Source organism: Lysobacter defluvii IMMIB APB-9 = DSM 18482, from assembly GCF_000423325.1.
In the GTDB taxonomy this organism is placed as follows: Bacteria; Pseudomonadota; Gammaproteobacteria; order Xanthomonadales; family Xanthomonadaceae; genus Novilysobacter; species Novilysobacter defluvii.
In genome coordinates this window covers 322,527-336,769 of sequence record NZ_AUHT01000006.1, presented here as the reverse complement: position 1 = coordinate 336,769, position 14,243 = coordinate 322,527, and the positions used below count along the sequence as shown (strand labels likewise).

Below are 14,243 nucleotides of genomic sequence, written 5' to 3'. Positions count from 1 at the left end.
TGCACCGGTGCCTATCGGGAACGCGGCTGATCCAGAGCGACGTTTCCCCCGCTCAGCACGTCAAGGGTTGGGCAGGGCGTTCCCGCGGGTGCCTGGACACACTTGCCGAGTTGCTTTTCCAGATCGGCCTCCAACTTCCGGAGACCGGAAATCCGTCTGCGGACATCGGCCAGCTTGCGCGCGGTGAGAAGTTGCGTCTGCTTGCACGAAGACGCCCCGACCACCTGTTGGAGCGCCTCGATCTCCGTGAGATTGAACCCCATGGCTTTCGCGCGGCAGATGAACTGGAGTCGCCTGACGTCATCAGGACCGTAACGTCGTATGCCGCCTGCCGGACGCTCAGGTTCCGGAAGCAACCCGCGGCGCTGGTAATAGCGGACCGTCTCCACGCTCACGTTGGCGGCCGTTGCGAGCCGCCCAATGGTCAGCGTCAGGATGCCCAATGTCTTGACTCCGTACCATGGTACGGAAGCTACTATAGCCAGCATGTCACGTGCGCGCCCGAAATCTCCGGTCACCGCCCTAGTTGGCGCTGGCCTCGCTACCGTCGGCGCCTCGGTCTGCTGCGTCGTGCCGTTGGTGCTCGTGCTCATGGGAATCAGCGGCGCCTGGATCAGCATCCTTACAGCGCTCGATCCCCTGAGGCCTTGGTTCAGCGCTGTTGCCGTCCTGTCCCTGGCCGTGGCGTTCTGGATGGTGTATCGACCGACGGCACCGTGCACAGTGGATGGCAGCTGCATCGATCCGAGTATCGTGCGACGCAGGCGGCGCTGGCTCTGGCTGGCGACGGCCATCATCGCCCTGTTGCTGCTCTTTCCCTATTACATCGTCTGGATTCTGTAGGTAGATGCAATGCGTAAGTGGATTTTGACCGCGATTGCTGTTTTTTCCCTGGGCTCCGCCCTGGCAGCTGCGCCTGCGACGGTCGTGGTGCTCGATGCCGAGAACATCACCTGCCCCGCCTGCGCCATCACCATCAGGAAGGCGCTGGAAAAAGTACCTGGCGTCACCGATACCAAGGTGGACACCCGGGAAGAATCAGTCACGGTGACCTTCGATTCGAACCGGACGGATACGTCCGCAATCGCGCGCGCGGTCACGGAGGCAGGATTCCCTGCTAAGGCGCGGACCGCAGGTGAGTGACGTCGAACTGGTCAGCACCTTGACCTGCCCGGAATGCGGGCACCGGGCGACCGAGACCATGCCGGTCACGGCCTGTCAGTTCTTCTACGAGTGCACGGGCTGTGGGGTGGTCCTGCGGCCCAACCAAGGCGACTGCTGCGTGTTCTGCTCGTTCGGGACCGTGCCATGTCCGCCCATCCAGCAACGCAGACCATGCTGCGGCTGATCTGATCTGCGGGCAGCGCCACCCGGCGCCTTTCGGATCAGCCCGGTAGTACGCGCGCCAGCGGGCCGCTAAAGCCAGGCCAACGCTGATTCGGCCAGTTCGCGCTCCTCGTCGATCGCGACGTTCCATATGGCCGGCCCGCTCCCGCTGTCGATCCTGGCGGCTCCCGCGTCATTGTCCCCAGCGGCGAGCTTCAGGCCGAGCCAGCCCAGATGCGCGACGATCCGGGCCCGCAGGCCGGGCGCACGATGGCCTATGCCGCCAGAAAACACGACATGGTCGAGACCGCCGATGCCCGTGGCCATGGCAGCGATCGATTGTGCAACCCGGATTGCAAAGAGCTCCACGGCAAGCTGGGCCTGGGGATCGGGATCGGCGAGCAGTACGCGCATGTCGCTATGCCCGGCGATGCCAGCGAGACCTGCAGCGCGGGACAGCTGATCTTCAAGCGTCTGCGCATCCAGGCGCTCGTGCCGCAGCAGGTACAGCAACGCACCGGGATCGATGTCCCCGGACCGGGTGGGACTGGGGATCCCGCCTATCGGAGTGAGCGCCATGGTGGTGTCGCGGCTGCGGCCGTCCTCGACGGCGCAGACGCTGCAGCCCCCTCCCAGATGCGCGAAGACGGCGCGTCCCTGCAAGATTCGGGCGTCGTGGCTGGCCACGATCCGAAGCGCGGAGGCGAAAGCGAGCCCGTGGAAACCGTAGCGGCGGACGCCGAGTGCATCCCATGCCTCAGGGATGGGCAGGCGCCGGCTCCAGGGCGCGAGTGAGGCGTGGAAGGCGGTATCGAAGGCCACGCCTTGGCGGGCGTGCGGCCAATGCATGCGCGCGGCACGCGCGAAAGCAAGGGCCGCCGGCTGGTGCACGGGTGCGAACGGCACCAATGCCTCCAATCGGCTAAGGATGCCATCGTCGAGTTCGCGGGCGTCGCGTAGGTCACCGCCATGTACAAAGCGGTGCACCACCGCGTCGAGGCCGCCAGTCGGCTCGGACAACGCCTCCACCAGGACGGCGAGCCGCTCTTGCGCATCCACGCCGACTGCAATCTCGGCCCGGGACTGCTCGACGACGCGAAGCTGTGCGCCAGTTCGCTCAGCGTTCAACAGGTATGACGCGCCCTTGAGGGTGGACGAGCCCACGTTGAGTGCCAGAAGCCGGCGCGTGGTCACAGGTGTCGCCAGGTCATGTTCATGGGGACCGTACCGCTCGGCGCAACAGCTGCGCGTTGATTGCCACAACGATGGTGCTCAGCGACATGAGCACCGCCCCGAGCGCAGGTTGCAGCAGGATCCCCCATGCGGCGAGAACGCCTGCGGCCAGAGGGATAGCGACGATGTTGTAGCCGGCGGCCCACCACAGGTTCTGGATCATCTTGCGATAGGTCGCCTTGCTCAATCCAATGATCGCCGGCACGTCGCGCGGGTCGCTGCGCACGAGTACGACGTCGCCGGCCTCGACCGCGACGTCCGTCCCTGTGCCGATGGCGATGCCGACGTCGGCCGTGAGCAGCGCCGGGGCGTCATTGACGCCGTCGCCAACCATCGCAACGCGCTTACCCAGCGCTTGCAGTTCCTCGACCTTTGCCACCTTGTCCTCGGGCAAGACCTCGGCGAACACCGTGTCGATATTGAGTTCCTTCCCGACCGCATTGCCGACCGCCTTGGAATCGCCAGTCAACAGCACAACCTCCAGTCCGTTGTCGTGCAGACGCTTGACCGCATCGAACGATTCTGGACGGATGGCGTCAGCAATCGCGAACACGGCGAGCACCCGGTCACCCTCCACCAGATAGCTGGCCGACTGACCGTCGGCTGCTGCCGACTCGGCGGCCCGGCGAAGCGCCTCCGGCGGTTCCACGGCGAGCATTCTCAAGAGCGCTGGCCCGCCAACGTGGAGTGAGCGCTCCTCGACGACCGCGCGTACGCCGCGCCCTGGCATGGACTCGAAATCCTGCGACACCGGAACGTCGATGCCATGTTCCTCTGCGCTGGTCATCAGCGCCTGCGCGATCGGATGTTCAGCGTCGCGCTGGACGGACGCGGCGACGCGAAGCACCTCGTCGTCGGTGAATCCATCGGCGGCGGTGGTCTTCACGACGCGGTGCGAACCGAGCGTGAGCGTGCCTGTCTTGTCGAACACGACCGTGTCCAGGAGACGAGCCTCTTCCAGACCGCGTCGATCGCGCACAAGCAGGCCGTTCCGTGCGCCAATCGTGGTCGAGATCGCAGTCACCAGCGGGATGGCCAGACCGAGCGCATGGGGACAAGCGATCACGAGCACGGTCACTACGCGCTCGATCGTGAAGCTCCACGGTCGACCGAGGAGTGGCCAGACGATGGCGGTGATGGCGGCGGAGACGATGGCGATGATCGTGAGGTAGAACGCCGCCCGGTCCGCCAAGGCCTGGGCGCGAGAGCGCGACGATTGGGCCTGCTCGACGAGCCGCATGATTCCCGCAAGTGCGGTCTCGTCGCCGGTTCCGGTTACCTCGACACGAAGCGAGCCTTGTCCGTTTACGGTGCCGGCGATCACCCGGTCGCCCGCTGACTTGTCCATCGGCTTGGACTCACCGGTGATCATCGCTTCGTTGACGGCGGTGGTCCCCTCCTTCACTACGCCGTCGGCGGGAATGCTTGCGCCGGGCCTGATGAGCAGCAGGTCACCGCGCTTCAGTTCTGCGACAGGGATTTCCTTCGTGGTACCGGCCTCATCCAACCGCACTGCCATATCAGGCAGCAGCTTCGCGAGCTCCTTGAGCGCGCCTTGTGCCTGGTTGATCGAACGCATCTCGATCCAGTGGCCGAGCAACATGATCGCTACCAGCGTCGCCAGCTCCCACCACAGGTCCAATCCCTCGACAACACCGAGCGTGACCAGGGCGCTGTAAAGGAAGGCAACGGTGATCGCAAGCGAGATCAGCGTCATCATGCCGGGCAGGCGGTTTCGCAGCTCGTGGTATCCGCCGCGGAGGAACGGCCAGCCGCCGTAGAAGTACACGATCGTGCCGAATACCGCCGGGACGTACGCCGATCCCGGAAACTGTGGTGCGGTGTAACCGAACCAGTGCTGGACCATCCCACTCCAGACCACGGTGGGGATTGCCAGCAGCAGCGTGAGCCAGAACTTGTCGCGGAAGCTCGCCACGCTGTGGCCAGCGTGCTTGTCGTGACCGGCATGGACGTTGCCATCAGCACCCTTGCGGGAATGCTGCGGCTGCTCACCATGCGCCTGATGTTCTTGATGATGATTGCGTTGCGTCATGGGTCTGCCTTCCTGGATGCACTGATGCACTGGGCATCAGCGGGGAGATCGATCTGTCGTCTGTAAAGGGCAGTCGTTCGGGCCCGCGCCGGCACAGGAGCAGCACGGCGCCCCAGAGCTTCAATCGGGCCCAGGCGATCTGGCCTCCGCCCCGCATCGTGTCCGCCAGCAGCGCGAGGCCCTAGCAGGCCGGCTCACGACGCGTTCCCCGCTTCCGAACGCAGGATGGTGACCGGATCGCCGCGACCATCCACTGCCGCCAGCTCCGCTTCAGACAGCAGGTTGCCGCGGGACTCGCCGAGGACGCCCGCAGCCGCGTCGACGACGTGAGCCCAGGTGCTGCGATTGGCGAACAGCAGGCCCGGCACGTCCAGTGTGCCGCCGCGGTTGATGAAGCCCAGCGCCGCGGTGGTGGCCGGGCCAGTGTCAAGCCGGCGCAGCGCGCCCAGGAACGGCTCGGGCCGGGTGTGGGTGACAAATACGCGCGGCCGGTCGACCGGGAACAGTGCGTGGACCGTGCTGTCGGGGTGCACGTAACGCGCCTCGTCCGGATCACGCGGCGTGCGGAACCGGCCGGGCTCGCCGAGGTAGACGATTGCGGCCGCTACACCACGGTCGACAAGACGCGCCTGCGCGCGGCGCACTTCCTGCAGTTGGTATGCGCCGGTGGTGACCAGCAGGATCACCGCCGCCGCCGGATCGCCGGCCACGCACGTCGCCCCGTTCACGGCCAGCGCCTGGGCCTGCTGTGGCGTCAGCTCATGGGGCACAGGCCGCTTCGGGACCACCAGGGTGGTGATTGTGCCGCGCTGCGCGTAGGCATGGCCCAGGGCAGCCGCGGTGCCGTTGGCGTCCGGGGGGAACACCACACGCGAGATGTCGGCCATCTCGCCGAGCAGTGCCTCGGCCATGGTCGGATCCTGGTGTGACTGCTCGTTCTTCGCGTTTTCCCAGGTATGCGAGGTGAGGACCAGCGGGACGCCTAACCAACCTGGCGGGTGTCCAGCCAAGGCCTGGTGGCGCGCGAAGATCAGCTCCTGGCGCACGGCGCCGAGCATTTTCGGTGCGAACGCCTCGTAGGTGACCACCAGGTTCAGCCCGCCCTTGTTGCCGAGCGCGGCGCAGACCACGGCTTCCTCGTTGAGTGCGGTGATGACCGCCCCAGTCGTCGACTCGGCGACCCCGGGCTCGGGTTCGTGCACCCGGTGCTTCATCGCGTCCAAGGTGCGGTCAAGCTTGTTGCTGCGCAGCTCGTCGGGATTGCCCACGCGCACCCGCAGCCCCGGGTTCGCCTCGGCGATCGCGACGAACTGCTCGTCGAGCGCGGTCATCGGCGAGCTCTCGCCGCCGGCGACGCGGTCGGCGATCGCGGGCACCCAAGGCGGGTCAACCTGGCGATCGGCCAGCGCGTGGTCGCGCTCGCGCAACCGCTGCTGATCATCGTGGCTGTTGAGCGCGGCGATGGCTTCTTCCAGCTCGGGGAAAGCCACGAACAGCGCTGCGGCGCCTTCATTGAAGAGCGCGCGCGCCTCCGCATCCTTCGCCGGGTTCCCGGGCAGCGGCAGGTTGTGCGAGGCGTTGGTCCCGGCGCCGGGGAAGCCGAAGCCCTTCACGGTTTCGGCGATGCCGTAGGGCAACCGCACGTCGGCATCGGGGACGGCGGTGCCCGCCTTCAGGCGAGACTCCATCACGTGGATGCCCCACGCGATGCTGGCCGGATCACGCCCGTCCAGCGCGATCGGATCAAAGCCGTTCAAGCGCAGGTGCCGGTCGAGCCAGCGCTCGCCGCCCTGCTGGGTGATCTGGCTGCGCTGCTCGATGCGCCGCCCGTTGAGGATGATGATCGGGCTGACCAAACCGCTGTCCTCCGCACGCCACCAGCGCGGCGCCCAGTCGCTGCCGCGCTGTTCCTCGAAGGCACCGTCGCTGAGGAAGGCGACCAGGCGCTCGTCCTTCAGCGGCGCGTGCACGTACTGCAGCTCAGCGAAGCCGAGATAGCCGCCTTCCATCACGCCGCCTGCCGTGTGCGCATTGACGTGGGAGCCCAGGGGCGAGGCCGGCGTCCCGTCGGGATTGATTGTGTAGGCGTAGAAGTCGCCGACGAACCGGCTCAGCCCGGCGTCGGACCGGTCATAGCGTTCGGCGTGCCGGTCGGTCATGTTGCCGACAAGCAGGTTGAGCGCGTCGATGGCGGCCACGCAATGCCCCTGGCCCATCATCCAGGCGCGGGTGACGCCATCCAGGGCGTCCATCAGCAGGTAGCCGGCATAGGCCGGCACCATGTTGAGGGACCCGCCGGTATGGCCTTCGGGCGTGGCCTTGAAATCACCGGCCTCCAACGCCGCACCGTCGCTGCGGACCCGTTGGCTGTAGGTCATGTGCGCCACCAGCCACATGCCGGCGCTGGTGACACGGTCGGCCGCGGCAAGCCGCTGCCAGGCGGTGGCGGCATCGGGCGTGCGGCCCAGCGCGACCAGTTCGTCCACCATCTGGCGCACCCGCAGCTGGGTGAGCGGGTCATGCCGGATCACGCCGTAGCCGGCAGCCCAACGCGCGAAAGCCGGGTCGGCATCCCGGTGGGCGGTGGCCAGCCCGGAGACCCGCTGGCGCTCGGCAGCCGACAGCTGGTCGGCAGTGCAGCAGTTCAGATGCAGGTTCATGGGTCCTCCGGGGAATCGGTCGAAACGGTCATCAGGCTTGATGCCGCGGCGGCGAGGTCCGCACCCAGCGCAATTGCGTTCGACGGGTGGGCAATGGTGTCCGTGCTGACGATCCGGGCCAGGCCCGCCTCCTGCAGGCGGGCGTGGGCATCGCCGGCGAACACCGGATGGATGGCGACCAGCAGCGGCGACGGCAGCGACAGCCGGCGCAGGTGCACGAGGGTTTCCAGGATGGTGTGGCCGGACGACACGATGTCGTCGATCAGGACCGGGGTCCGGCCGGCCACGGCCTGCGGGTCGGGCAGGCTCACGCGCACGTCGTAGTCGCCGTGGCGCTCCTTGGACAGCACCTGGTAGGGCAAGCCGGATCGGGCGGCGATGCCGGCCACCCATTGCTCGCTCTCGCTGTCGGGTCCGATCAGCACTGCGTCGGGGACGGTCTCCGCGATCCAGCGGGCCACTGCCGGTGTCGCCGAGACGTGGGCGGTCGGGATCCCATATAGCGACTGCAGGCGCTCGACGCGGTGCAGGTGCGGGTCCACGGTCACCAGCCAGTCGAATGACTCCTCCAGGAACTGCGCGAACAGCGGCGTGCTGATCGCCTCACCGGCGTGGAAGCGGGTGTCCTGGCGCATATACCCCAGGTAGGGTGCGACAAGGCCGACCGATCGCGCACCGAATTCGCGCGCCGTCCGCGCGGCAAACCGCAGCGGAAGGGCAAGGGCATCGGCATTTCGCAGGCTGGCCAGGATCGCTACATCGGCGCCGGACAAGCTGTCGTCCAGGGTGACCAGCGACTCGCCATCGGGGAAATGCCGCCAGGCCACGGGGGCGATCCGCGCCTGCAGGGGCTGGCTCATGGTGCCGGCCAAAGTTGCGTCGGCCGGGAAGGGCATCAGCACACGATTCATGCGACGTCTCCCAGGACAAAGGGTTGCAAGGGGGCGGCGTGCTCCAGGGCATAGTCCAGCTCACCCGGGGACTGTGCATGCAGGGTCAGCAAGGGCTGTCCGCGCTCCACGGTGTCGCCGACCCGCAAGCCGGTTTCCAGGCCGGCGGCAGGGGATGTCGGTGCGCCGGCCAGCTTGGCCAGCCTGGCCAGCCCGCGGTTGTCGATCCCGGCGATGCGGCCCGATGCTGTGGCCGTAACGTCGGCGGTGAATGCCGCGCGCGGCGGTTCGCGAAAGCCTCCCTGGGCCTCGCAGATCGCCAGGAACTTGGCCAGTGCGGCCCCGGAATCCAGCACGTTGCGCGCGCGCTCCAGTCCAGTGCCGGCGCTGCCGTCCGGTGCCATGTCCAGCAATGCCGCGGACAGCGCGAGTGCACGCTGACGAAGGTCGGCCGGTGCATCGGCGGCGTTGCGCAGCACCTTGAGCACATCGTGCGCCTCGAGCGCCGGCCCGATTCCCCGACCCACCGGTTGGCTGCCGTCGGAGCGATGCAGGCCCAGCTGCAACCCAAGCGCGCCGGCGGTGTGTGCAAGCCGCGAGCCGAGGCTGTCAGCCGCGGCGTCGCTGCGCACCTTGGCGGTCGGGCCCACCGGCATGTCGATCAGCACGTGGGTCGAGCCGGCGGCGATCTTCTTCGACAGCACGCTGGCGACCAGTTGACCGTCGCTGTCGAAGTCAAGGGGCCGCTGGACACGGATCAGGATGTCGTCCGCCGGGCTCAACCGCACGTTGCCGCCCCAGACGATGCAGCCGCCCTCGCGCTCCACCACCCGTCGCATCGCCGCCAGGTCGAGCGCCACCGGCGTCATGACCTCCATGGTGTCGGCGGTGCCCGCGGGCGAGGTGATCGCGCGCGAAGAGGTCTTCGGAATGCGGTAGCCCAGCGCAGCCACGATGGCCACCACGATCGGCGTGGTGCGATTGCCTGGCAGGCCACCGACGCAGTGTTTGTCCAGCACGGGCCCCTCGCCCCAGTCCAGGCGCTCGCCGACGGCGATCATGGCCCGCGTCAGCCCGGTCGTCTCCGCATGGTCCAGGCGATCGCCCGCGCTGGCGGTGACAAACGCGGCAAGCTCCAGGTCCGACAGCCTGCTTTCCATCACGTCCTGCACCAGACCGCGGTACTGCGCGTCATCCAATCGCGCCCCGAATACCTTGGCGCGCAGCGCGCCTGCCGACGCCGCGGGTTCCGCATGCCGGACCCGGGCCGGGGTATCCGGCACCGGCTCCAGCAGCGTCCACGCGGCTTCCGACAGCGCCACCTCATCCAGCCCGATGCGGTCGTCGACCACCACGTTCAGCGTCGCCACCAGCGTGCGCGCCCCGACGACGAGCCTGACGCGGGTCATCGCGGCAAAGCCTTCCGACCGGCAGACTTCGCAGTCGCGGTGCATGTAGACCACAGGCTGCTGGTAGGTGTCGATGCCGGCACGGGTGACGCGCAGGCGGGTGTGTGCCGGGGGCTGCGCGATCATCGTGCATCCTCCAGCCCAACGCGTTCCAGGTGCTCCGGCACGCGCGCGCGCCAGCCCAGTTCGCGCTGCACGCGCCCGCGCAGCGTGTCGGCTGCGTCGGGCTCACCGTGGGTGAGATAGACCATGCGCGGCGCGGACGGCGCGGTATCCATCCAGTCCAGCAGCTCTCCGGCGTCGGCGTGTCCGGAAAAGCCCTGCAACTGCACCACCTCGGCGTGGATGGACACCTCGCGGCCGAACATGCGCAAGCTACGTTTGCCCGCCGCGAGCGCGGCACCGCGTGTTCCTCCGGCCTGGTAGCCCGCCAGCAGGATCGCATTGCGGTCATTGGCTCCGAACGCCTCGATGTGATGCAGCACGCGTCCGCCGGTGATCATGCCGCTGGCCGAGATGATGATCATCGGTCCCCGCTGGCGATTGAGCGCCTTGGACTCCTCCACCGTGTTGACGAAGGTAGCCACCTCGAACATCCGCTCACAGTCCTCTTTGGATACGTGGTGTTCGGAATGGTGTGCGTGGTAGTGCTTCGTGGCGTTGATCGCCATGGGGCTGTTGAGGTACACCGGCACGCGAGGGATCTCCCCCCGCTCACTCAGCCGGGCGATATGGAGCATGAGTGCTTGTGCACGGCCTACGGCGAAGGCGGGGATGACGATTACGCCCCCGCGGGCGGCAACGCGACGGATGATGGGCGCCAGCTCGGCTTCCTGGTCGATCGGAACATGTTCGCGATTGCCGTACGTGGACTCGCAGACGAGCACGTCGCAGGCAGGCAGGGGCGTGGGCGGGTTCATCAGAGACTCGTGCTGCCGGCCCAGGTCGCCGCTGAAGTGCAGGCGCTGCCCGTGGACATCCAGGCTGACGTGGGCGGCGCCCAGGATGTGGCCGGCCGGATGGAAGCGGGCCGTAACCCCGGGGGCGACCTCGATGTCGCGCCCGTAATCATGACCTTTGAGCTGCTTCAGGCTCCGCCGCGCGTCGGCTTCGGTATAGAGCGCTCGCGGATCCTTGTGCTTCGAATAACCCTTGCGTGCGGCGTATTTCGCCTGTTCTTCGAGCAGGTGTCCGCTGTCGGGAAGCAGCAGGCCACACAGGGCGACACTGCCGTGGGTGCAGTGGACCCGTCCGCGGAACCCTTGCTTGACCAGTGCCGGCAGGTAGCCCGAATGGTCCAGGTGGGCATGGGTCAGGACCACCGCGTCGATGGACGCGGGCTCGACCGGGAACGGCGCCCAGTTGCGCTCGCGCAGCTGCTTGTAGCCCTGGAACAGGCCGCAGTCGACGAGCACGCGCTGGCCGTTGGCCTCGACCAGGTAGCGCGAACCGGTGACTGTGCCGGCGGCGCCGAGGAACTGGAGCGTGGGGCGGGTGTCGTTGTTCATGTGAGCTCCTGTGGATTGGCGGTTACGCCGCGGTGCCGGGTGCCGGGGGCGTCCTTAGCCAGCTGCCGCTGCTTGATCAGCGAGTACAGCGCCGGAATCACCACCAGGGTCAGGACGGTCGATGAAACCATGCCGCCGACCATCGGTGCGGCGATCCGCCGCATCACCTCCGAGCCGGTGCCGGTGCTCCACATGATCGGCAGAAGCCCGGCCATGATTGCGACCACGGTCATCATCTTCGGGCGGACACGGTCGACTGCGCCTTCGATGATCGCGTCGCGCAGGTCGCCGGCATCCAGAGGCCGGCCTTCCGCCTCGCGTTTGGCGGCACGCGCCTCGAGCGCGTGGTCGAGATAGATCAGCATCACCACGCCGGTCTCCGCAGCCACGCCCGCAAGTGCAATGAAGCCAACAACCACCGCGACGCTGGTGTTGTAGTCCAGCAGCCACATCAGCCAGATACCGCCGACCAGCGCAAAGGGCACCGACAACATCACGATCAGCGACTCGGTCACGCGGCGGAAGTTGAGGTACAGCAGCAGGAAGATCAGTACCAGCGTCACCGGGACCACGACGCGCATTTTCTCGGCGGCGCGCTGCATGTACTCGTACTGCCCGCTCCAGGTCGCGTAGTAGCCGGGTGGGAACTCCACGTGCTCTGCCACCGCCCTTTGTGCCGCCTCCACGTAGCGGCCGAGGTCGCTCTCGCGGGTATCGAGGTAGATGTAGGTCGCCAGCATGGCGTTCTCGGTGCGGATGCTGGGCGCGCCCATCTTTACCTCGATGTTCGCCAGCTCTCCCAGCGGGACCTGGGCGCCGCCCGGCACCGGCACCAGGACCTGGGTCGCGATGCGGTGCGGGTCGTCGCGCAGCTCGCGCGGGTAGCGCACGACCGCGCTGAAGCGCTCGCGGCCCTGGAGGATGGTAGTGACGACCTCACCCCCCAGCGCGGCGGCGACCACGTCCTGCACCTCGCCCAGGGTCACGCCGTACTGGGCCAGGCGGCCGAGGTCCGGGGTGATGTCGAGGTAGTAGGCCCCGGTCAGGCGCTCGGCGAACGCACTGGTCGTCCCGGGCACCTCGCGCACCACCGCTTCGATCTCGGTGGCCAGCGCGTCCAGTTGCTCCAGGTCGGTGCCGAACACCTTGATGCCCACCGGCGTGCGGATGCCGGTGGCCAGCATGTCGGTGCGGGCCTTGATCGGCATCGTCCAGGAGTTGGCCACACCCGGGAACGTCAGCGCCTCGTCCATCTCCGCGATCAACTTGTCGGTGGTCATGCCGTCCCGCCACTCGTCCTCGGGCTTGAGGTTGATGACGGTTTCGAACATCTCCAAAGGTGCAGGATCGGTGGCGGTCAGGGCGCGGCCCGCCTTGCCGAACACCGACTCCACTTCCGGGAAGCCCTTGATGATCCGGTCCTGCTGCTGCAGCAGCTCTGAGGCCTTGGTCACCGACATGCCCGGAAGCGATGTGGGCATGTACAGGAGCGTGCCCTCGTTGAGCGTGGGCATGAACTCGCTGCCCAGGCGAGACGCCGGCCACATGCTGGCGAACAGGGCGACCAGCGCGATCGCGATCGTGGCCACACGGTACCGGAGCACGACATTGATCACCGGGCGATAGGCCGCGACCAAGAATCGATTCACCGGGTTCTTCTGCTCGGGCACGATCTTGCCGCGCACGAACAGCAGCATCAGCACTGGCACCAGGGTCACTGAAAGCAGCGCGCCGCCGGCCATGGCGAAGGTCTTGGTGAAGGCCAGCGGCTTGAACAGGCGGCCTTCCTGCGCCTCCAGGGCAAACACCGGCAGGAACGAGACGGTGATGATCATCAGGCTGAAGAACAGCGCCGGCCCGACCTCGCGGCAGGCATCGATGATCAGTTGGGCCCGGCTCCGGGAGCCGTCGGAGCGCTCGATGTGCTTGTGCGCGTTCTCGATCATCACGATCGCCGCGTCGACCATCACGCCGATCGAGATCGCGATCCCGCCCAGGCTCATGATGTTGGAGTTCATGCCCAGCGCACGCATCGCGATGACCGCGATCAGCACGCCCACCGGCAGCATGACGATCGCGACCAGCGCGCTGCGCGCATGGAACAGGAACAGCAGGCACACCAGCGCGACGATCAGGCTCTCCTCGAGCAAGGTCGTGCGCAGGGTCTTGATGGCGCGCACGATGAGATCGGACCGGTCGTAGACCGCCTGGACGCTGACGCCCTCGGGCAGGCCCCGGGCAAGCTCGTCGATCTTGTCCTTCACCCCGCCGATCACGGCCAGCGCGTTCTCGCCGAAGCGCGAAATGACGATCCCGGCGACGACGTCACCCTCCCCGTCCAGATCGGCGATGCCGCGGCGTTCGTCGGGCACCAGTTCCACCCGGGCGACGTCGCCGATCAACACCGGCGCCCCGCCTTCGGCCCGCAGCACCAGGCTTTCGATGTCTTCGATCCCGCGCAGGTAGCCGCGCCCGCGGACCATGTACTCGGTCTCGGCCATCTCGATCACCCGGCCGCCGACATCGCGGTTGCTGTCGGCGATCACCTCCGACACCCGCGAGATCGGGATATCGAACTCGCGCAGGCGCACCGGATCCACGGTCACCGAGTACTGCCGCACGAAGCCGCCGACGCTGGCGACCTCGGCCACGCCGGGCGCGGTGGTCAGCTGGTAGCGCAGGTACCAGTCCTGCATCGCACGTAGTTCGTCCAGCGAATGCTCATCGCTCTGGAGCACGTACTGGTAGACCCAGCCCACGCCCGAGGCGTCGGGCCCCAGCGCCGGCGCTACTCCCGCTGGCAGGTTCTTGGTGGCGACGTTGAGGTTTTCCAGCACCCGTGAGCGAGCCCAGTACAGGTCGGTGCCTTCCTCGAAAATGACGTAGATGAAGGAGGCGCCGAAGAACGAGAAGCCACGGACATCCTTCGATTTGGGAACCGACAACAGCGCACTGGTCAGTGGGTAGGTCACCTGGTCCTCGACCACCTGGGGCGCCTGCCCCGGGTACTCGGTGAACACGATCACCTGGACATCCGACAGGTCCGGCTGCGCGTCCAGCGGCGTCTGCATCAGTGCGTAGACGCCGCCGGCGACCACGGCCAGCGTCATCACCAGCACCAGGAAGACGTTGCGGACCGACCATTCGATGAGGCGGGCGAGCAT

At 67.4% G+C, this 14,243-nt stretch carries 11 protein-coding genes; 3 read left to right on the top strand and 8 right to left on the bottom strand.

The features are described 5' to 3' along the window. Window positions 1-11 precede the first annotated feature (11 nt). Window positions 12-443 (bottom strand): MerR family transcriptional regulator, encoded by a 432-nt coding sequence (locus G545_RS15250; protein WP_036135621.1) that lies wholly within the window; start codon window positions 441-443, stop codon window positions 12-14. A 43-nt stretch (window positions 444-486) separates the two neighbouring features. Between G545_RS15250 and G545_RS0106025 the strand changes: the two genes are divergently transcribed. Genes G545_RS0106025 through G545_RS15940 form a run of 3 tightly spaced genes read left to right on the top strand, consistent with a single transcriptional unit; the run spans window position 487 to window position 1,348 of the window. Beyond that, window positions 487-843, top strand: a complete 357-nt coding sequence (locus G545_RS0106025) for a mercuric transporter MerT family protein (RefSeq protein ID WP_027069599.1) — start codon at window positions 487-489, stop codon at window positions 841-843. A gap of 9 nt (window positions 844-852) precedes the next feature. Then, entirely contained in the window at window positions 853-1,143 is a 291-nt protein-coding gene (locus tag G545_RS0106020; protein ID WP_027069598.1) for a heavy-metal-associated domain-containing protein, read from the top strand. Then, window positions 1,136-1,348, top strand: a complete 213-nt coding sequence (locus G545_RS15940; protein WP_081677752.1) for a GDCCVxC domain-containing (seleno)protein — start codon at window positions 1,136-1,138, stop codon at window positions 1,346-1,348. The genes G545_RS0106020 and G545_RS15940 overlap by 8 nt, the downstream gene beginning before the upstream one ends. Before the next feature lie 68 nt (window positions 1,349-1,416). Here G545_RS15940 and G545_RS0106015 read toward each other — a convergent pair whose 3' ends face one another. The 7 genes from G545_RS0106015 to G545_RS13775 form a co-directional block, all read right to left on the bottom strand. Then, window positions 1,417-2,520: an acetate/propionate family kinase gene (locus G545_RS0106015; protein WP_036135620.1), complete on the bottom strand. Its 1,104-nt coding sequence runs from the start codon at window positions 2,518-2,520 to the stop codon at window positions 1,417-1,419. Between the two features lie 19 nt (window positions 2,521-2,539). Further along, window positions 2,540-4,612: a heavy metal translocating P-type ATPase gene (locus G545_RS0106010; protein ID WP_231553141.1), complete on the bottom strand. Its 2,073-nt coding sequence runs from the start codon at window positions 4,610-4,612 to the stop codon at window positions 2,540-2,542. 194 nt (window positions 4,613-4,806) lie between these two features. Then, window positions 4,807-7,272: a phosphoketolase family protein gene (locus G545_RS0106005; protein ID WP_231553140.1), complete on the bottom strand. Its 2,466-nt coding sequence runs from the start codon at window positions 7,270-7,272 to the stop codon at window positions 4,807-4,809. Continuing rightward, entirely contained in the window at window positions 7,269-8,183 is a 915-nt protein-coding gene (locus tag G545_RS0106000; protein WP_027069594.1) for a ribose-phosphate diphosphokinase, read from the bottom strand. Before G545_RS0106000 ends, G545_RS0106005 begins: the two co-directional genes overlap by 4 nt. Further along, complete coding sequence (locus G545_RS13780; protein WP_036135614.1) at window positions 8,180-9,697, bottom strand: thymidine phosphorylase family protein; 1,518 nt, start codon at window positions 9,695-9,697, stop codon at window positions 8,180-8,182. The genes G545_RS0106000 and G545_RS13780 overlap by 4 nt, the downstream gene beginning before the upstream one ends. Then, window positions 9,694-11,079 carry an MBL fold metallo-hydrolase RNA specificity domain-containing protein gene (locus tag G545_RS0105990; RefSeq protein WP_027069593.1) on the bottom strand — a complete coding sequence of 462 codons (1,386 nt, stop codon included), beginning with the start codon at window positions 11,077-11,079 and terminating at the stop codon, window positions 9,694-9,696. Before G545_RS0105990 ends, G545_RS13780 begins: the two co-directional genes overlap by 4 nt. After that, entirely contained in the window at window positions 11,076-14,243 is a 3,168-nt protein-coding gene (locus tag G545_RS13775; RefSeq protein WP_052106459.1) for an efflux RND transporter permease subunit, read from the bottom strand. Before G545_RS13775 ends, G545_RS0105990 begins: the two co-directional genes overlap by 4 nt.